Source organism: Variovorax sp. PMC12, from assembly GCF_003019815.1.
GTDB lineage: Bacteria > Pseudomonadota > Gammaproteobacteria > Burkholderiales > Burkholderiaceae_C > Variovorax.
Genome location: NZ_CP027773.1, coordinates 78,108 through 94,758 on the forward strand (window position 1 = coordinate 78,108; position 16,651 = coordinate 94,758).

Below are 16,651 nucleotides of genomic sequence, written 5' to 3' on the forward strand. Positions count from 1 at the left end.
TTCACGAAAGGCCCCTAAAATCGCGCGCTCCGCTGATCGGCAAGGCGCCGTGTCTTATTGACACCCTGCAGACCAGTGGTTGTAATCCTCGCTGGCAGTGCGCTGCCGAGGCGTCAGGCCTGCCAGGTTCTTGAGTCGCACACATCGCGGCCAGGTCGCAGCTGACGAAAGCCGACCAACTTTTTTTCTACAAGGGGCCCTTGTGAACAAGACCGAACTGATTGAGCACATCGCAAAGAACGCCGACATCTCCAAAGCCGCAGCGACCCGCGCGCTCGAATCCACGATCGGCGCCATTCGTACCACGCTCAAGAAGGGCGGCTCTGTTTCGCTCGTCGGTTTCGGCACTTTCGCAGTCGGCAAACGCGCTGCCCGCACGGGACGAAATCCCCGCACCGGCGACGCGATTAAAATCAAGGCCGCCAAGATCCCGAAGTTCCGTCCAGGCAAGGCGCTGAAAGACGCGCTGAACTAAGGCGTTAGACTCGGAGAACAAATTCCGGTGGGGTGCTTAGCTCAGTTGGTAGAGCGGCGCCCTTACAAGGCGTAGGTCGGGGGTTCGAGCCCCTCAGCACCCACCACCACCAGATGCAAAGGCGAACCGCAAGTTCGCCTTTTTTATTGCCGTCCGACAGCCGTCGAAAAAGAGTGTTCAAGCATGTTTGAAGCCTTCCGCAAGCACACCAAGATCGTGATGATTTTCTTGTTCTTGCTGATCATTCCCTCGTTCGTGTTCTTCGGGGTCGAACGCTACCAGGGGTTCGGCGGGGACGAGAAGGTTGCGCGCATCGAAGGTCATGACATCACTCGCCCCGAGTGGGACCAGCAGCACCGCGTCGAAACGGACCGCATCCGCCAGCAGTCTCCCAACGTCGACCCGACGCTGCTCGAGTCCGATGCGCTGCGCTACGCCACCCTGGAGCGCATGGTGCGCGACCGCGTGCTGGCGGCAGCTGCTTCCAAGGCCAACATGACGGTGTCGGAAGACCGCCTCTCGCGCATCTTCGCGCAAGACCCTGGCCTGGCCTCGTTCCGCACGCCCGACGGCAAGTTCGACCGCGATACCTTCCAGCGCGTGACGGGCCGCACGCCCGAACAGTACGAAGCTTCCGTGCGTGCCGACATGGCAACGCAACAGGTCATGCTGGGCATTTCGGGCACGGCCTTCACGCCGCCGGCACTGGCCGCCACCACGATCAACGCCTTCTACGACAGCCGCGAAATCCAGGTCGCGCGCTTCGGCCCCGAGGCATTCGCCTCGAAGGTGACGGTGAGCGATGCCGACATCGAGACCTACTACAAGGACCACTCGGCGCAGTTCCAGGCACCGGAGCAGGCCAACATCGAGTACCTTGTGCTCGACCTCGACGCCGCCAAGAAGAACATCAACGTCAGCGAGGCCGATCTCAAGTCCTACTACGACCAGAACTCCGGGCGTTTCGGCACGAAGGAAGAACGCCGCGCGAGCCACATCCTGATCACCGCGCCGTCTAGCATGCCCGCAGCCGATCGCGCAAAGGCCAAGGCCAAGGCGGAAGAACTGCTGGCCGAGGTGAAGAAGGCGCCGAACACCTTCGCCGACGTGGCGCGCAAGAACTCGCAAGACCCGGGCTCGGCAGAGAAGGGCGGCGACCTCGACTTCGTCACCAAGGGCGCGATGGTCAAGCCTTTCGAAGACGCGATGTTCTCGCTCAAGAAGGGCGAGATCAGCAACGTGATCGAAACCGAGTTCGGCTATCACATCATTCACCTGACCGACATCAAGCCCGCAGTGGTGCCGCCTTTCGAACAGGTGCGTGCGACCATCGAGAACGAGGTGCGCTCGCAGCAGGCCACGCAGGAATTCGCGAAGGCGGCCGAGGTCTTCACCGACGCCGTGTACCAGACGCCCGACAGCCTCAAGCCCGCGGCCGAGAAGCTGAAGCTCACGATCCAGACCGCCAACAACGTGGCGCGCACGCCCGTGCCGGGTGCCAAAGGCCCGCTGGCCAGCCGCAACTTCCTGAACGCGTTGTTCGCTCCTGATTCGCTGCAGCGCAAGCAGAACACCGAGGCGATCGAAGTCGGCTCGAGCCAGCTCGCATCGGGCCGCGTGACGACGTACACGCCGGCGCATCCTGTGCCGCTGGCCGAGGTCAAGGACAAGATCCGTGCTCAGATCGTCAACGAGCGTGCTGCGGTGCTGGCCAAGGCCGAGGGTGAAGCAAAGCTCGCCGCATGGACGGCCAAGGCCGACGGTGCGACCTTCGGCGCGCCCATGACCGTGTCGCGCCGCGATGCGGCATCGCAGCCGCTGCCGGTGATCGACGCCGCGCTGCGTGCCGACGCCGCCAAGCTGCCGGCGCTGGTTGGCGTGGACCTGGGCGCGCAAGGCTATGCCGTGGTTCGCGTGACCAAGGTCGTCCCGCGCACGCCGCCGCCGGCCGAACTCGCGAAGCAGGAGCAGGCGCAGGTCGGCCAGTCGGTGGCCGCCGCCGAAGACGCCGCGTACTACGACATGCTGAAGGACCGGTACAAGGCCCAGATCCTGGTGCCCAAGCCGGCGGACCCGCTGCCTGGCGCAGCAGCAGCAGCCGGTCGCTGACCCGCAGCAAGAGTCTTTTCGACGCAAGACACGGCCCGAGCCAATGGCTCGGGCTTTTTCGTTTTGGTCGCACGAGGGACAAGCGGCGAACACGCTTCTTGCCAGAATCCCGCACATGGGAACCCTCTATCTCGTGCGCCACGGTCAAGCCAGTTTTGGTGCCGCCGACTATGACAACCTGAGCGAACTCGGGCACCGGCAGTCCGTTCGGCTCGGCGAGTACTGGCGCGAGCGCGGCATGGCTTTCGATGCGGTGATCACCGGCACGCTCAGGCGCCATCGCCAGACCTGGGAAGGCATCGCCAAGGGGCTGGGCCTTTCGCGCGACGACGTGCTGCCGTGGCCTGGGCTCAACGAGTACGACAGCGAGGCCGTCATTGCCACGATCCATGAAGGCAAGCTGGAGAAGCCCGATTCACCCGAGATGTACCGTCATCACTTCCGCTTGCTGCGCGAAGGATTGGGTGCCTGGATGCAGGGCAAGACCAAGCCTGCAGGCATGCCCAGCTATGTCGACTTCCTGGCGGGCGTGACCACAGCGCTCGACCACGTGCGCGACAAGCATCACGGCGCGCGAGTGCTGGTGGTGTCCAGCGGCGGCCCGATCAGCACCGCCGTCGGCCATGTGCTGGGGACGAGCGCCGAAACCACGATCGAACTCAACCTGCGCATCCGCAACACTTCGGTCACGGAATTCGCGTTCACCCCGAAGCGGCACATGCTGGTCACCTACAACACGCTGCCGCATCTGGACGGCCCGGCTTACGAAGACTGGGTGACCTACGCCTGAGTGCCTGGTCGTGGTTCGCGGGCTGGCTCAGGCCTGCCATACGCCGTAGCCGGCCTTGCGCAGCATGATGCCGAGCTCGACTTCCATCGAACGGGCGTCTTCGTACGGCATCGGGTTGTAGCGCTCGTAGAGCGCGGGCAGCAGGCGCAGGCCGAATTCCTCGACGAAGCTGTTGGCCTGGATGCCGGCCTTGTGCTTGTCGAAGCGGATGTCGGGGTCCAGCCCCGTCATGCCCACATAGACGAACGGCTTGCCGAGTTGGTAGTCGGGGTTGGCACGACGAAAGCGGCTGTTGTTCCAGACGCGGTCGTCGAGTTCGACCACATAGACGTGGTGCTTTGCGCGTGGTTTGCGGGGTGCCCGCGGCGGCATCAGCTCTTGCGCTTGATCAGGCCGTAAAGAATCAGCAGCACGATTGCGCCCAGCACCGAAGCGATGAAGCCGGCGCCCTGTCCGGCGATGTACCAGCCCATCGCCTGGCCCACGTAGGTTGCGATCAGTGAACCGGCAACGCCGATGATCGTGGTGATGATGAAGCCAGCGGAATCGTCCCCGGGCTTGACGGCGCGCGCCACTAGACCCACGACGAACCCGATCAGAATAGTCCAGACGATGCTCATGAAATTCCTTTGGAGGTGAGTGGCACTGGCGAAAGCCGGGCGGTACGCGCGGCCCTCTTTCATGATAGCGGAGCGATGTGGACCGCCGCGACACCGAGGGCGCGCGGCGTCCTACAGGAGGCGACGCAGCGCGGCGGTATACCCGTCGCATGCTGGAAAAATTGCCTGATGTCATTGGTCACGCGCTGCAGGGCGTTCGCGCGGGGCTGGACAACATCGTTTTTAATGCGCTCGGCATGCGGGAAGGCATGGCCACCATCGCCGTCACGAGCATGGCGTTCGTTGACCATGCGCCCATACCCGCGCGCTATACCGCCGACGGGGAGGGCGTGTCGCCGCCCCTGCAATGGACGGATCTGCCTGCGGGCACGGCTGCGCTGGTGCTGATCGTGGAGGACGCTGATTCGCCGACGCCCAACCCGCTCGTGCATGCCATCGTCGTGGGGCTGCCGCCCGAGAGCGGCTCTCTTGCCGAAGCTGCCATACCGAGCCCGGACAACGATGGCGCCGGCCTGCATGTCGGACGCAATTCGGCATTGCAGGCGATGTGGCTGCCGCCCGATCCGCCTCCGGGGCATGGAGAGCATCGCTACGCATTCCAGGTGTTCGCGTTGGGAGAGTCGCCCGAGTTCTCCGATACGCCCGGCCGGGAAGAGGTCTTCGAAGCCTTGCGTGCGAGCGCCATCGCCAGCGGCCTGCTGATCGGCACCTGCGAGCGGCCCGATGGCTCCATCAAGATCGAGGAAAGCGCGCCCGCCACAGGTCCGCTGGCGGCGGGTTGAGATGCACGAATGCGACTTTCGAGCAATCGAGTTGAAGTCGATCGTCAAAACGACGATTTTTAACGCTACAATCTGAGGCTCTGCGGTGGCTGTAGCTCAGCTGGTAGAGTCCCAGATTGTGATTCTGGTCGTCGTGGGTTCGAGTCCCATCAGCCACCCCAAAATATCTCCTTTGTGCTATTGCTCAATAGCAATCAAAGGATTACACCGCCGGACTTGCTCCGGCGTTGTCATTTCCGGCACCGTTTTCTGCGGCGCGCCATCTCTCATTTTCCTCCGCTGATTCGCATATCCCGTCCAGGGTTGGCGCAACTTTACGTTGCGAGTTGTTGCATTAAAGCAATGAACTGCAGGTTTTTTGATCCCGAGGCACGTGCGTGACAAATGTAAATTGAATTAAAATCCGCTCGTTTTCAATTTCAGGAGTCCAACAATGGCTTCGACCCTCGCAGATATCAATTCCCAGATCAAGAAGCACGACGAGCAGATTGCGCAATTGCGCAAGCAGGCTGAAGACCTGCGCAACCAGGAGCGCGCTGGCGTGATCGAAGAGTTGCGCAAGAAGATTGCCGAATATGGGTTGACGGCTTCTGATCTGAAACTGACGGGCCGCGCCACCGCCGCCAAGCGCAGCACTGGCGCCGCTCCGGCAAAGGCAGCCGCCAAATACCGCGGCCCGACGGGCGAAACCTGGTCGGGTGGCCGAGGCCGCAAGCCGCGTTGGGTGACTGAAGCATTGGCAGCCGGCAAGTCGCTCTCCGATTACGAGATCAAGTAAGTGCCTGCGCTTTCGGTGGCAGGCAACTGCCCAATAAAAAAGCCCGCATCCGCGGGCTTTTTTATTGGGCGATGACGCGCTGCAGTCCGTTCAGTTGACCATCACGAGTTTGCCTTTGACGCCGCGCGAACCCATGTGGGCATAGGCGGCCTTCAATTCCGCCATCGGCATCGTGCTGTCGATCACCGGCTTGATCTTTCCCTGGCCGTACCACTGAGCCAATTCGGCCATCATCTGTGCATTGGCCTTGGGTTCGCGCTTGGCGAAATCGCCCCAGAACACGCCGACCAGCGAGGCGCCTTTCAAGAGCGTCAGATTCAATGGCAGCGACGGAATGGGGCCGGACGCAAAACCCACCACCAAATAGCGGCCCCGCCATCCGATCGAGCGAAACGCCGGCTCCGCAAAATCACCGCCGACCGGGTCATAAATCACATCCGGGCCTTTGCCGTCGGTCGCGGCCTTGATGGCATCGCGAAAACCGTTGGGCAGCGCGTGAGTGGTGTAGTTGATCGTCGCGTCGGCACCAATGGAGCGGCAGAGTTCACATTTCTCGTCGCTCGATGCAGCTGCAATGACCTTGGCGCCCGCGGCCTTGGCAATCTGGATGGCCGCCGTGCCCACGCCGCCAGCGGCGCCGAGCACCAGCACGGTTTCGCCGGCCTTGAGTTGGGCGCGGTCCATCAGCGCATGCCAGGAGGTTGCATAGATCATGATGAAAGCGGCCGCGTCGACGTATCCGAAGCCTTCCGGCAGCGGCATGCACAGCGCGGCGGGTGCCAGCGTGTGGGTGCCGAATCCACCGGTGCCCGACAGGCAGGCCACGTTCTGGCCGACCTTGAGGTGGGTGACGCCTTCGCCGACCGCCTGCACGACGCCTGCGTACTCGGACCCCGGCACGAAGGGAAGCGGCGGCTTCATCTGGTATTTGTTCTGCACGATCAGCAGGTCGGGAAAATTAAGGCTGGCCGCCTTGATCTCGATCAGCACCTGGCCGGGGCCCGGGGTCGGTGTCGGCAGTTCCTTCCAGGTCAGCGCATCGACGCCGGTGGGGTTTTCGCAAAGCCATGCGTGCATGCTCGGGTCTCCTTCGTGTGAGTCGGGTGAGGGCAATGAATGCGGGCGATGATAGGGGCCGCGGCAGGGCGGCCTTGTCCCTGCTGCGACGCACCCGGCGCCTACAATCTGGCGCATCCAGGACACCATGAAGATACTTATTTCCAACGACGATGGCTTTCAGGCGCCGGGCATCGTCGCTTTGCACGACGCGCTGAAGGACATCGCCGACGTCGAGGTGGTGGCCCCCGAACACAACAACAGCGCCAAGTCGAACGCGCTCACGCTCGCAGCGCCGCTCTACGTGCGCGAGGCGCACAACGGCTTTCGCTACGTGACCGGCACGCCGGCCGATTGCGTGCACATCGCGCTCAAGGGCCTGCTCGACTACCGGCCCGATCTGGTGGTCTCCGGCATCAACAACGGTGCCAACATGGGCGACGACACCATCTATTCGGGCACTGTCGGCGCGGCGATGGAGGCCTATCTTTTCGGTATCCCGGCCATCGCCTTCTCGCAGATCGAGAAAGGCTGGGCCCACGTGGATGCGGCCGGCCAGGTGGCGCGTCGGCTGGTGCAGCAGATCGAGCGCGAGCGCATGCTCGGCGGCGCGCCGTTCCTGCTCAACGTGAACGTGCCGAACCTGCCGTTCGACCAGCTCAAGCCGGTCAAGGTCTGCCGCCTCGGTCGCCGACACGCGGCCGAGAAAGTGATCACGCAGGACAGCCCGCGTGGCGAAACCATGTACTGGATCGCCGGCGCGGGTGGTGCAAAGGACAGCGGCGAGGGTACCGACTTCCACGCCACCGCCGCGGGCCACATCGCGCTGACGCCCTTGCAGATCGACCTGACCGACCACGCCAACCTCGGCCAATGGCGCGAGACGGTGGCCCGTCTCGGCAACTGACATGGCCACGCAGCGGCCCAGTTTCCCCGTTCGACTGACACCCACAGCTTCTGCCGCCACGCGCGGGCGCATGCCCGCCGCGCCGGTAAAGCCCATGGTGCCGTCCACTCCCTCCATGGCTTCGGACGCGGTGCGCGCGCGCATGGTGCAGAAGCTTGCGGCGCAGGGCATCTCCGATCCGCGCGTGCTCCGCGCGATGGGTGCCGTGGAGCGGCATCGCTTCGTCGACAGCGCGTTGGTCAACCAGGCCTACGAAGACACGAGCCTGCCCATCGGGCTGGGACAGACCATTTCCAAGCCCAGCGTGGTGGCCCGCATGATCGAACTGCTGCTCGGCGCGCCGGCGCTGGTCGGCAAGCCGCAAGACAAGCTGGGCCGCGTGCTGGAGATCGGCACCGGCTGCGGCTATCAGGCTGCGGTGCTCGATCATGTGGCCGCCGAGGTCTACAGCATCGAGCGCCTGCGCGGGCTGCACGAGCGCGCACGCACGAATCTGCGGCACTTCCGCCTGGCCACGGTGCACCTCATGCTGGGCGACGGAATGATCGGCTATGCCAAGGGCGCGCCGTATGCCGGCATCATTGCCGCGGCGGGTGGCGAGGCCGTACCCGAAGCCTGGATCACGCAACTCGCGGTAGGCGGCCGCATCGTGGCGCCGACCCATTCCGCGAACGGCGGTCAAGCACTTGTCGTCATTGACAAGACCCCGCGGGGGTTGGAGCGGCTCATTCTTGAGGCGGTCCACTTTGTCCCCCTAAAATCGGGGATTGCTTGAAGGAATAACAAATGCAGGGTATTGGCAATCGGAGTTGGTTCGCTGGCATCACGTTGGCTTTTGTGCTCGTGATCGCGGGCTGTTCCACGCCGCGTGGGCCGGCGCCGGTCGAAGACCGCGGCACCATGACTCGCGCCCCGGCCCCCGGCACGGTTCCTGGCGGCCCGCCGATCACCACCGACGCGAACGGCAAGCCGCTTGCCGGCATTGAAAACTACGGCAAGCCCGGGTACTACGCAGTGCGTCCGGGCGACACGATTCGCCGCATCGGCATCGAGACAGGGCAGCGCTGGCAAGACATCGTGCGCTGGAACAACATCGACAACCCCGACCTCATCGAAGTCGGCCAGGTGCTGCGTGTAATTCCCCCGACCGGCTCGGGTACTCCCGTCGCCGTAGCGCCTCCGTCTTCCGCCGCCAGCGGGTCCGAGGGCGCGGTCACCAAGCCCGTGACGCCGCCTCCCGTCATCGCGCCGGTAACGCCTCCCACCGGCGCAAGCAAGCCGCCGGCTCCCGTCACTGCATCTCCGGCAGGTCCGGGCAGCGGCGCGTCGGGTGACGAAGACCTCGGCTGGATCTGGCCCGCGAGCGGTTCGCTGATCGCAGGCTTCGACGAAGCCAAGAACAAGGGTTACGACATCAGCGGCAAGGCGGGCGACCCGGTGCTGGCCGCCGCCGATGGCCGCGTGGTCTACGCCGGCGCCGGTCTTCGCGGCTACGGCAACCTGATCATCCTGAAGCACAACAACACCTACCTGACCGCGTATGCGCACAACCAGGCGCTGCTCGTGAAGGAAGACCAGTCGGTTCAGAAGGGCCAGAAGATCGCCGAAATGGGCAGCAGCGATTCCGATCGCGTCAAGCTGCACTTCGAGATCCGCCGCCAGGGCAAGCCCGTCGATCCCTCGCGTTACCTGCCCAGCCGGTGATGCCATGGCTGCCTCCCGCCCCCGCCGCCCGCCGCCTGTGCGCGGGTCGGCGGGCAAGGGCAGCGCGTTTCCGCCTTCCGCGGACCCTGCCGGCGAGCCACCCGAGCAAGACCTGCGCTCGATGGAGGGCGCGGCCGCGCAACCCAATGGTGCGACGGCCGATTTGATCGGCGGTGAGGGCGCCGACGCCCTCACCATCTACCTGCGCCAGGTTCGCCGCACCGAACTCTTCACTCCCGCCGAGGAATACCAGGCCGCATGCGCCGCGCGGGCCGGCGACTTTGCCGCGAGGCAGTCGATGATCGAGCACAACCTGCGGCTCGTCGTGAGCATCGCCAAGGGCTATCTCGGGCGTGGCGTGCCAATGTCCGACCTGATCGAAGAAGGCAACCTGGGGCTGATGCATGCCATCGGCAAGTTCGAGCCCGAACGCGGCTTTCGCTTCTCCACTTACGCGACCTGGTGGATCCGCCAATCGGTCGAGCGCGCCGTCATGACACAGGCACGGGCGATCCGCTTGCCGGTGCATGTGGTGCGCGAACTCCAGCAGGTTCTGCGTGCCCGGCGCACGCTCGAAGGCGACGCCGAGTTCCTCGCTCGCCGACCCGACGGCGTGCGCGTGGAAGACATCGCCGCGCTGCTCGGTCGCGACGTCCAGGCGGTGGCCGACCTGTTGGCTCTGGCGGAGGCGCCGCGCTCGCTCGACGCGGGCGATGCGCGCGGCGACGACGGCTTCACGCTGGCCGACACCGTGGCCTCCGACGACGAACAAGGCAGCCCCAGCAGCACCACGCACGCGCACGAAGTCGAGCGCCTGCTCGACCAGTGGGTGCATGCGCTCGACGCGCGCGAGCGGGAGGTGCTGGAGGGCCGCTATGGCCTGCACGACCGCGAGCCCGAAACCCTCGAGGTGCTGAGCGTCCGGCTGGGTCTCACGCGCGAGCGCGTCAGGCAGATCCAGAACGAGGCGCTGGCCAAGATGCGCCGCCAGCTGGCGCGCTCCGGCGTCGGTCGGGACGCGCTGTTCTAGGTGCTTTCAGGGCGCCTCGCCCGCGCTGAGACAATCGGGGGATGACGGAATCCATCGAAGAAAAGAAAGTCCCCACGAATCCCGGTGAAGAATGGCTGCAGGTCGAGTCGCTCGACCTCGACGCACAGGGCGTATCGCACAAGGCCGACGGCATGGTCGTGTTCATCGAAGGCGCATTGCCCTTCGAGGAGGTGCAGTTCAACGTCCATCGCCGGAAGAACAACTGGGAGCAGGGCACGGTCACGGCCATCCGCCGTGAATCATCGCAGCGCGTGCGCCCGGGCTGCCCGCATTTCGGCCTGCACACCGGCGCCTGCGGCGGCTGCAAGATGCAGCACCTGGACCCGGCCGCCCAGGTGGCCGTGAAGCAGCGTGCGCTGGAAGACAACCTGTGGCACCTCGGCAAGGTCAAGCCCGAGAACCTGCTGCGGCCGCTCGAAGGCCCGGCGTGGCATTACCGCTATCGCGCGCGGCTGTCGGTGCGGCACGTGGTTAAGAAGGGCACGGTGCTGATCGGCTTCCACGAGCGCAAGAGCCGCTACCTGGCCGACATGCAGGTGTGTCCGGTGCTGCCGAAGCAGGTCAGCGAAATGCTGATGCCGCTGCGCGCGCTGATCGGCTCGCTCGACGCGCGAGATACCTGCCCGCAGATCGAACTCGCCTGCGGCGACGCACCGGACTCCACCAGGCTCGGAACCATCGCGCTGGTGCTGCGGCACCTGGAGCCGCTGTCGCGCGCCGACATCGACCGCCTGAAGGCCTTTGCGGCGCAGAACGAGGGCGTGCAATGGTGGCTGCAGGCCAAGGGGCCTGACACGGTCAAGCTGCTCGAGGAGGGCGGCACGCCGCTGGCTTACCGGCTGCCCGAATTCGGCGTCACGATGCCTTTCAAGCCAACCGACTTCACGCAGGTCAATCCGCACATCAACCGAGCGCTCGTGGGCAAGGCGCTGCGCCTGCTCGACGTGCAGCCCGACGAGCGCGTGATCGACTGGTTCTGCGGCCTCGGAAACTTCACGCTGCCGCTGGCGAGCAAGGCGCGCGAGGTGCTGGGCATCGAGGGCAGCGACACGCTGGTGGCGCGCGCCACCGACAACTACCGGACCAACCAGCCCGCGACCTCCGCCCGCCGTGCGCTGTCGCCCGCAAAGTTTGTCGCGCGCAACCTGTTCGAAATGACGCCGGCCATGCTGGTTGCAGACGGCAGCGCCGACAAATGGCTGGTCGACCCGCCGCGCGAAGGTGCGTTTGCGCTTGCCAAGGCCATGGCCGACCTGCATCAGCAGCCCGAACTGCGCAGCGACGGCTGGACGCCGCCGAAGCGCATCGTGTATGTGAGCTGCAATCCGTCGACACTGGCGCGCGATGCCGGCCTGCTGGTGCACCAGGCGGGCTACCGCTGCACCTTTGCGGGGGTGGTCAACATGTTCCCGCACACGGCGCACGTCGAGTCGATCGCGGTGTTCGACCTGGAATGAGAAAAGGGCCCCTCGCGGGGCCCTTCTTCCTGGCGGGCGGCCCTCTCGGGGCCAATAGGTCAGTCGCGTTCGCCGCCGAAGATGCCCAGCAGGGCCAGCAGGCTCTGGAATACGTTGAACAGGTCCAGGTAAAGCGCGAGCGTGGCGGTGATGTAGTTGGTTTCGCCGCCGTCCATGATCTGCTTCAGGTCATAGAGCATGTAGGCCGAGAAGATGCCGATGGCGGCCACCGAGATCACCAGCATGCCGGTGCTCGAGCCCACGAACACGTTGATGATGGCGCCGAACATCAGCACCATCGCGCCGACGAACAGGAACTTGCCCATGCCCGACAGGTCGCGCTTGATGACCGTGGCCAGCGAGGCCATCACGAAGAACACGCCGGCGGTACCGCCGAAGGCCGTCATGATGAGTTCCGAGCCGTTCTTGAAGCCGAGCACCATCGCGATCAGGCGCGACAGCATCAGGCCCATGAAGAAGGTGAAGCCCAGCAGCACCGGCACGCCGGCTGCGGAGTTCTTGGTCTTCTCGATAGCGAACATGAAACCGAACGCGCCGCCGAGGAACACGATGAGGCCGAGGCCGCCCGTGAGCGAGCGTGTGATGCCGGTGCTGACGCCGACCCAGGCGCCCAGCACGGTGGGCAGCAGGCTGAGCGCGAGCAGCCAGTAGGTGTTGCGCAGCACGCGCTGGCGTTCTGCCTGGGCCAGCGGCTGGCCGTAGCCTGTGGAGGTGTCGAGGGTGGTAACGCGGTCGTTCATGGCCGGAGCTCCTGTGGTTGCTGCTAAGACGCAGTTGGGGCGCATTCTAGGGGGCTGCAAGAGCAGGTTTCGATAAAGACCGTGTGCAGGATGTTCCCAAGCTTGGCACCTGCCCGAAGGCACTGCTGGCTGCGTGGCCGTTATGCTGTGGGGTTTTTACGCAACCTGAGCCAAACCATGAAGACCAAGTCATTCCTCGAACTCGCCGACGTCAAGACCATTGCCGCAGCGGCAGAAGCCGAGGCCCTCAAGAACAACTGGGCTGTCACCATCGCCATTTCGGACGACGCCGGCAACCTGCTCTGGCTGCAGCGCCTGGACGGTGCCGCTGCTCTGTCTTCGCACATCGCCCCCGCCAAGGCCCATACGGCTGCCATGGGCCGCCGCGAGAGCAAGGTCTACGAGGACATCATCAACGGCGGCCGTACCGCATTCCTGACCGCGCCTGAAGTGCAGGGCCTGCTCGAAGGCGGCGTGCCGATCGTGAAGGACGGACACGTGATCGGCGCAGTCGGCGTGAGCGGCGTGAAGTCGAATGAAGACGCGCAGATCGCCAAGGCGGGTATCGCGGCGCTCGGCCTCTGATTCTTTTCGGAATCGCATAAAGCAAAACGCCGACTTCAAGGTCGGCGTTTTCTTTTTAAAGGCTTCAGCGTGAAAAAAAGCTTGGCTAGTCGGCGAACCGTTGGCTAGCAAAAAACGACCCTTCGGAGATGAATCTCCTTGAGTCGCCCCACGATGAAACTTGCGCGAGGGGCGGGCTGAACGACCTTACTTGGTCAGGATCAGCTTGCCGAGTTTGGTGGCTTGAAGCCGATAGAGGGAACCGTTGTGCATGATGCCCACGGTCTTGCTTCCCTTCAGAAGCTCCGTGCTTTCGACCATCGGGACCGGACGCGTTGCCTGGATCGAATGGCCGCCACCCGACTGGTCGAGCGAAGGATGGTTCAGAACAGAAAAGGCGTTGGGGGTGGCTGGCATTTGAAGTTCCCTTATCGAAGCGATGACTGAATGATAATGATTCGCAATAAAAAATCAATAGCCGCGATCAACTTTTTTTCGATCGCGATTCAGCTCACTTCGTATCGGGCTCCGTGATGAAGCCGATCTTGCGCACGCCGGCTTCGCGAGCCTCGGACATGGCCTTGGCCACGCGCTCGTAGCGCACGGCCTTGTCACCGCGGATGTGCAGTTCGGGCTGAGGGTCCTTGGCGGCTTCGGCGGCCAGGCGGCCTGGCAACTCGCTGTCGTCGATCTTCTGCTCGTTCCAGTAGTACTCGCCATTGGCCGTGATGCTGAACAGGATGTTCTGCGGCTTGGGCTGTTCCGGCTCGCTGGTGGCGCGCGGCAGGTCGATGTTGACCGCGTGCTTCATCACCGGCACGGTAATGATGAAGATGATCAGGAGTACCAGCATGACGTCGACCAGCGGCGTCATGTTGATCTCGTTCATGACCTCATCGGGCTCGTCTTGGGTTCCGAAAGCCATGATGCTCAGCCCTTCTTGAGCGGAACCACGATCGCTTCGGTGCCGCTCTGGACGCGGGCGCCGGTCACGAAGTAGGCGTGCAGGTCGTGGGCGAAGGCGTTCAGCTTGGTCAGCACGAACTTGTTGCCGCGCACCAGCGCGTTGTAGCCGAGCACCGCGGGAATGGCCACCGCCAGGCCCAGCGCCGTCATGATCAGTGCCTCACCGATCGGACCGGCCACCTTGTCGATGGTCGCCTGGCCGGCCGAGCCGATGCTCATCAGCGCGTGGTAGATGCCCCAGACCGTGCCGAACAGGCCGATGAACGGCGCGGTCGAGCCGACCGACGCCAGGATCGCCAGGCCGGTCTGCAGGCGAGCGGTGAATGCGTCGATGCCGTTGCGCAGGGAGCGCGTGATCCAGTCGCTCACGTCCAGCGCGTCATGCAGGTGGGCCTTGGTGTTGCGGTGGTGCGCCGCGGCTTCGCGGCCTTCGAGGGCCAACGCGCGGAACGGGTTGCTGTCGTCCTTGCCGAGTTTGTTCAGCGCGGTCGCGAAGTCCTCGCTGTGCCAGAAGTCCTGCGAGTGCTTGGCAAGGCGCTTGTAGCGGATGACGTCGAGTGCCTTGATGATGATCACGATCCATGACGCAAGCGACATGCCGATCAACAGCACAGCCACGGCCTTGGTGACGAAATCGCCTTGGTTCCAGACGTTCATCAAGCCAAATTGGGAATCCATACGAAGTTGCTCCAGAGAAAAATTAGTTCAGAACGTAGTTGACGGGGGCGTCATAGGACATGGCCTGCACCACTCCATTGACCTTGCCGGGAACGAACCGGCATTTCAGGATGTATTCCACGGCGGCTTCATCGAGACGGTCGAAGCCGCTGGATTTCTTGACCTCGGCGCTCTTGGGCAGTCCGTCGACGCCGACGAGCACCCGCACGATGACCTTGCCCTGTTCGCCGAGCCGTTTGCTCATGGCCGGGTAGGTGGCCTTGGGGTTTTGCAGATAGTCGGCGTTGCTCGACGGCAACTGCACGGCGGGCGGTGCCGGCGGAGCAGGTGGCGGTGAGGGCGGCGCTGGGGGCGCGGGCGGTGCCGGAGGAGCGGCCGGGGGCGGCGGCTCCGTGACGCCGACAGGTGCCTGGGGTGCCGGAGTGGGCTTCGGCTCGCGAATGGCCTGGGGGCGCGGCGGAGGCGGCGCCTTCGTCACCTTGGGCTGAGGCGGCGGCGGGGGTGGAGGAGGGGGATCGGCCTTCGGTTTCGGCGGCTCGACGAACTGGCTCAGGATCTCGACCGGAATCACCACTTCGGCAGCGCGCCGGAGCAACCCGCTTTGCAGTGCCCAGAGCGCGGCCGCATGAAAGACGATGACGCTGCCGGCAATGACGACATTGCGGGAAAGGCCGAGGACGGAGGGGGGAGGGGCAAAGCGATCAGACACGATCAACCATTCGAATGCGGGCACTCAAGAAAGTGCCACGATTGCAGCAAAACCGCTACGAAGACGCTAACTGCGCTATTTTCGGAAAATCCACCAGACCGAGCCTGCGACCAGGATCAGGCTGCCGCCGAGTGCCGAGACGAGTTCCATGCCTTGCTTTCCTTGATGGAGTTGGCAAGCTGGATCGCCCTCGGACCCGGTTCGCAATTCAAGGCGGCGACCGGGTGCGAAGCGCTGCACTGCGCGACGATATCGCGCGCACAACCTTCACACTGGCCACACTGGGTGGCCACGCCGAGTTCGAATTGGACTTCGTCGAAGGTCATGCCCGCGCGCACGTGACGTGCGATTTCGCGGTCGGAGACTCGGCGGCAGACGCAAACGATCATGGCGGTGAAAGCGGCAGTTGGCTGGCTGTTGGATGTGGCTGATTATAAATAAGAATTTATCGCATTTGCAATAACTATGGTGTTACCGATTCCTGCAACACCCGCTTTCAGGCGTCAGATGTCCGACCAGAGCCGCAGAAGGTTGTGATAATGGCCGGTGAGCGCCACGGTTTCCTCGCACTCGCCAAGCCGCGCCCGCAGCTTCTGGATGCTCTGATCCAGTTCGAAAAGCATGCCGCGCTGCTGGTCGCTGCGCACCATGCTCTGCAGCCAGAAGAACGAACAAACCCGCGCGCCCCGGGTAACGGGATGCACCCGGTGCAGGCTGCTGGCCGGATAAAGAATGAGATCGCCGGCAGGCAGCTTCACTTCGTGCGAGCCGTAGGTGTCGATCACCTCCAGTTCGCCGCCGTCGTAGTCCTCCGGCTCGCAAAGAAAGAGGGTGCAGGACAAATCGGTCCGCAGTTGCTCACCACTGCCGGGCACGGCTCTTACCGCACCGTCGACATGCACTCCGTAGTTCTCGCCGCCTTCGTAGCGGTTGAACAGCGGCGGCACGAAGCGCAACGGCAGCGCGGCCGAGAAGAAGAGGGCATTCCGGGCCAGCGCCGCCAACACCGTCTTGCCGAGCTCGCGGCCGACCGGCGATTGTTCCGGCAATTGCCGGTTGCGCTTGACCTGGGCACCCTGGTCGCCGACGGTCTCGCGGCCATCGGTCCATGGGGCGGCGTCGAGCGCGACGCGCATCTGGCGAACCTGGTCGGGGCTCAGTACCCCTGGCACATGCAGCATCATTTGTAGGGAATCCCGCAGTCAAAAAAGCTCCGGCATGGGCCGGGGTTCCAGTGTCGCACC

21 protein-coding genes and 2 tRNA genes are annotated in these 16,651 nt (G+C 64.3%); 13 read left to right on the forward strand and 10 right to left on the reverse strand.

All coding sequences use genetic code 11. The features are described from left to right. Positions 1–202: 202 nt before the first annotated feature. The 4 genes from C4F17_RS00360 to C4F17_RS00375 all read left to right on the forward strand — a co-directional run bounded on the left by C4F17_RS00360 (position 203) and on the right by C4F17_RS00375 (position 3,374). Positions 203–475, forward strand: coding sequence for an HU family DNA-binding protein (locus C4F17_RS00360; protein WP_007830705.1), 273 nt, complete (start codon positions 203–205; stop codon positions 473–475). 30 nt (positions 476–505) lie between these two features. Next, positions 506–581, forward strand: a tRNA-Val gene (locus C4F17_RS00365). A gap of 77 nt (positions 582–658) precedes the next feature. Next, positions 659–2,584 carry a SurA N-terminal domain-containing protein gene (locus C4F17_RS00370; protein WP_106933869.1) on the forward strand — a complete coding sequence of 642 codons (1,926 nt, stop codon included), beginning with the start codon at positions 659–661 and terminating at the stop codon, positions 2,582–2,584. Positions 2,585–2,699: 115 nt separating this feature from the next. Next, positions 2,700–3,374 (forward strand): histidine phosphatase family protein, encoded by a 675-nt coding sequence (locus C4F17_RS00375; protein WP_106933870.1) that lies wholly within the window; start codon positions 2,700–2,702, stop codon positions 3,372–3,374. A 27-nt stretch (positions 3,375–3,401) separates the two neighbouring features. Here the strand turns inward: C4F17_RS00375 and C4F17_RS00380 are convergent, their stop codons facing one another. Together C4F17_RS00380 and C4F17_RS00385 are read right to left on the reverse strand one after the other, a co-directional pair. After that, positions 3,402–3,746 (reverse strand): hypothetical protein, encoded by a 345-nt coding sequence (locus C4F17_RS00380; RefSeq protein ID WP_106933871.1) that lies wholly within the window; start codon positions 3,744–3,746, stop codon positions 3,402–3,404. Beyond that, positions 3,746–3,994, reverse strand: a complete 249-nt coding sequence (locus tag C4F17_RS00385; protein WP_081268666.1) for a GlsB/YeaQ/YmgE family stress response membrane protein — start codon at positions 3,992–3,994, stop codon at positions 3,746–3,748. The genes C4F17_RS00380 and C4F17_RS00385 overlap by 1 nt, the downstream gene beginning before the upstream one ends. Before the next feature lie 149 nt (positions 3,995–4,143). Here C4F17_RS00385 and C4F17_RS00390 point away from each other — a divergent pair, with 149 nt between their 5' ends. From C4F17_RS00390 to C4F17_RS00400, 3 genes are all read left to right on the forward strand, one after another. Continuing rightward, positions 4,144–4,776: a YbhB/YbcL family Raf kinase inhibitor-like protein gene (locus tag C4F17_RS00390; RefSeq protein WP_106933872.1), complete on the forward strand. Its 633-nt coding sequence runs from the start codon at positions 4,144–4,146 to the stop codon at positions 4,774–4,776. An 85-nt stretch (positions 4,777–4,861) separates the two neighbouring features. Continuing rightward, positions 4,862–4,937, forward strand: a tRNA-His gene (locus tag C4F17_RS00395). A 272-nt stretch (positions 4,938–5,209) separates the two neighbouring features. Next, positions 5,210–5,554 (forward strand): H-NS histone family protein, encoded by a 345-nt coding sequence (locus tag C4F17_RS00400; RefSeq protein ID WP_081268668.1) that lies wholly within the window; start codon positions 5,210–5,212, stop codon positions 5,552–5,554. A gap of 90 nt (positions 5,555–5,644) precedes the next feature. Here C4F17_RS00400 and C4F17_RS00405 read toward each other — a convergent pair whose 3' ends face one another. After that, positions 5,645–6,631 (reverse strand): NADPH:quinone oxidoreductase family protein, encoded by a 987-nt coding sequence (locus tag C4F17_RS00405; RefSeq protein ID WP_081268669.1) that lies wholly within the window; start codon positions 6,629–6,631, stop codon positions 5,645–5,647. A gap of 127 nt (positions 6,632–6,758) precedes the next feature. On the opposite strand from C4F17_RS00405, the gene surE reads away from it, so the two are divergent. Genes surE through rlmD form a run of 5 tightly spaced genes read left to right on the forward strand, consistent with a single transcriptional unit; the run spans position 6,759 to position 11,729 of the window. After that, complete coding sequence (gene surE, locus C4F17_RS00410) at positions 6,759–7,517, forward strand: 5'/3'-nucleotidase SurE (RefSeq protein WP_106933873.1); 759 nt, start codon at positions 6,759–6,761, stop codon at positions 7,515–7,517. A 1-nt stretch (position 7,518) separates the two neighbouring features. Beyond that, positions 7,519–8,292, forward strand: coding sequence for a protein-L-isoaspartate(D-aspartate) O-methyltransferase (locus C4F17_RS00415; protein ID WP_106933874.1), 774 nt, complete (start codon positions 7,519–7,521; stop codon positions 8,290–8,292). An 11-nt stretch (positions 8,293–8,303) separates the two neighbouring features. Continuing rightward, positions 8,304–9,221: a peptidoglycan DD-metalloendopeptidase family protein gene (locus tag C4F17_RS00420; RefSeq protein WP_106933875.1), complete on the forward strand. Its 918-nt coding sequence runs from the start codon at positions 8,304–8,306 to the stop codon at positions 9,219–9,221. Between the two features lie 4 nt (positions 9,222–9,225). Next, complete coding sequence (locus C4F17_RS00425; RefSeq protein ID WP_106933876.1) at positions 9,226–10,251, forward strand: sigma-70 family RNA polymerase sigma factor; 1,026 nt, start codon at positions 9,226–9,228, stop codon at positions 10,249–10,251. A gap of 41 nt (positions 10,252–10,292) precedes the next feature. Then, the gene (gene rlmD / locus C4F17_RS00430) at positions 10,293–11,729 is read left to right on the forward strand and encodes a 23S rRNA (uracil(1939)-C(5))-methyltransferase RlmD (RefSeq protein WP_106933877.1); all 1,437 of its coding nucleotides are present in this window, start codon (positions 10,293–10,295) and stop codon (positions 11,727–11,729) included. Between the two features lie 59 nt (positions 11,730–11,788). Here rlmD and C4F17_RS00435 read toward each other — a convergent pair whose 3' ends face one another. Beyond that, complete coding sequence (locus C4F17_RS00435) at positions 11,789–12,490, reverse strand: Bax inhibitor-1/YccA family protein (RefSeq protein WP_081268675.1); 702 nt, start codon at positions 12,488–12,490, stop codon at positions 11,789–11,791. Between the two features lie 177 nt (positions 12,491–12,667). Here C4F17_RS00435 and C4F17_RS00440 point away from each other — a divergent pair, with 177 nt between their 5' ends. Then, the gene (locus C4F17_RS00440) at positions 12,668–13,075 is read left to right on the forward strand and encodes a GlcG/HbpS family heme-binding protein (protein ID WP_081268676.1); all 408 of its coding nucleotides are present in this window, start codon (positions 12,668–12,670) and stop codon (positions 13,073–13,075) included. Positions 13,076–13,261: 186 nt separating this feature from the next. On the opposite strand, the gene hemP is transcribed toward C4F17_RS00440, so the two are convergent. The 6 genes from hemP to C4F17_RS00470 all read right to left on the reverse strand — a co-directional run bounded on the left by hemP (position 13,262) and on the right by C4F17_RS00470 (position 16,591). Then, entirely contained in the window at positions 13,262–13,471 is a 210-nt protein-coding gene (hemP, locus tag C4F17_RS00445) for a hemin uptake protein HemP (protein ID WP_081268677.1), read from the reverse strand. Positions 13,472–13,565: 94 nt separating this feature from the next. Continuing rightward, the gene (locus tag C4F17_RS00450; RefSeq protein ID WP_081268678.1) at positions 13,566–13,979 is read right to left on the reverse strand and encodes an ExbD/TolR family protein; all 414 of its coding nucleotides are present in this window, start codon (positions 13,977–13,979) and stop codon (positions 13,566–13,568) included. 5 nt (positions 13,980–13,984) lie between these two features. Next, positions 13,985–14,698 (reverse strand): MotA/TolQ/ExbB proton channel family protein, encoded by a 714-nt coding sequence (locus C4F17_RS00455; RefSeq protein WP_081268679.1) that lies wholly within the window; start codon positions 14,696–14,698, stop codon positions 13,985–13,987. A 22-nt stretch (positions 14,699–14,720) separates the two neighbouring features. Next, a complete protein-coding gene (locus tag C4F17_RS00460) occupies positions 14,721–15,410 on the reverse strand; it encodes an energy transducer TonB (protein ID WP_431197050.1) in 690 nt (229 codons plus the stop codon). Positions 15,411–15,523: 113 nt separating this feature from the next. Next, the gene (locus tag C4F17_RS00465) at positions 15,524–15,796 is read right to left on the reverse strand and encodes a (2Fe-2S)-binding protein (RefSeq protein WP_081270483.1); all 273 of its coding nucleotides are present in this window, start codon (positions 15,794–15,796) and stop codon (positions 15,524–15,526) included. Between the two features lie 114 nt (positions 15,797–15,910). Next, positions 15,911–16,591 carry a Fe2+-dependent dioxygenase gene (locus C4F17_RS00470; RefSeq protein ID WP_106933879.1) on the reverse strand — a complete coding sequence of 227 codons (681 nt, stop codon included), beginning with the start codon at positions 16,589–16,591 and terminating at the stop codon, positions 15,911–15,913. Positions 16,592–16,651: the final 60 nt, after the last annotated feature.

What these genes read in the sequence shown, in the direction of transcription:
- C4F17_RS00370 (WP_106933869.1), top strand. Translation starts at nt 659, where the DNA reads ATGTTTGAAGCCTTCCGCAAGCACACCAAGATCGTGATGATTTTCTTG.
- C4F17_RS00375 (WP_106933870.1), top strand. Translation starts at nt 2,700, where the DNA reads ATGGGAACCCTCTATCTCGTGCGCCACGGTCAAGCCAGTTTTGGTGCC.
- C4F17_RS00380 (WP_106933871.1), bottom strand. Translation starts at nt 3,746, where the DNA reads ATGCCGCCGCGGGCACCCCGCAAACCACGCGCAAAGCACCACGTCTAT.
- C4F17_RS00385 (WP_081268666.1), bottom strand. Translation starts at nt 3,994, where the DNA reads ATGAGCATCGTCTGGACTATTCTGATCGGGTTCGTCGTGGGTCTAGTG.
- C4F17_RS00390 (WP_106933872.1), top strand. Translation starts at nt 4,144, where the DNA reads ATGCTGGAAAAATTGCCTGATGTCATTGGTCACGCGCTGCAGGGCGTT.
- C4F17_RS00400 (WP_081268668.1), top strand. Translation starts at nt 5,210, where the DNA reads ATGGCTTCGACCCTCGCAGATATCAATTCCCAGATCAAGAAGCACGAC.
- C4F17_RS00405 (WP_081268669.1), bottom strand. Translation starts at nt 6,631, where the DNA reads ATGCACGCATGGCTTTGCGAAAACCCCACCGGCGTCGATGCGCTGACC.
- surE (WP_106933873.1), top strand. Translation starts at nt 6,759, where the DNA reads ATGAAGATACTTATTTCCAACGACGATGGCTTTCAGGCGCCGGGCATC.
- C4F17_RS00415 (WP_106933874.1), top strand. Translation starts at nt 7,519, where the DNA reads ATGGCCACGCAGCGGCCCAGTTTCCCCGTTCGACTGACACCCACAGCT.
- C4F17_RS00420 (WP_106933875.1), top strand. Translation starts at nt 8,304, where the DNA reads ATGCAGGGTATTGGCAATCGGAGTTGGTTCGCTGGCATCACGTTGGCT.
- C4F17_RS00425 (WP_106933876.1), top strand. Translation starts at nt 9,226, where the DNA reads ATGGCTGCCTCCCGCCCCCGCCGCCCGCCGCCTGTGCGCGGGTCGGCG.
- rlmD (WP_106933877.1), top strand. Translation starts at nt 10,293, where the DNA reads ATGACGGAATCCATCGAAGAAAAGAAAGTCCCCACGAATCCCGGTGAA.
- C4F17_RS00435 (WP_081268675.1), bottom strand. Translation starts at nt 12,490, where the DNA reads ATGAACGACCGCGTTACCACCCTCGACACCTCCACAGGCTACGGCCAG.
- C4F17_RS00440 (WP_081268676.1), top strand. Translation starts at nt 12,668, where the DNA reads ATGAAGACCAAGTCATTCCTCGAACTCGCCGACGTCAAGACCATTGCC.
- hemP (WP_081268677.1), bottom strand. Translation starts at nt 13,471, where the DNA reads ATGCCAGCCACCCCCAACGCCTTTTCTGTTCTGAACCATCCTTCGCTC.
- C4F17_RS00450 (WP_081268678.1), bottom strand. Translation starts at nt 13,979, where the DNA reads ATGGCTTTCGGAACCCAAGACGAGCCCGATGAGGTCATGAACGAGATC.
- C4F17_RS00455 (WP_081268679.1), bottom strand. Translation starts at nt 14,698, where the DNA reads ATGGATTCCCAATTTGGCTTGATGAACGTCTGGAACCAAGGCGATTTC.
- C4F17_RS00465 (WP_081270483.1), bottom strand. Translation starts at nt 15,796, where the DNA reads ATGATCGTTTGCGTCTGCCGCCGAGTCTCCGACCGCGAAATCGCACGT.
- C4F17_RS00470 (WP_106933879.1), bottom strand. Translation starts at nt 16,591, where the DNA reads ATGATGCTGCATGTGCCAGGGGTACTGAGCCCCGACCAGGTTCGCCAG.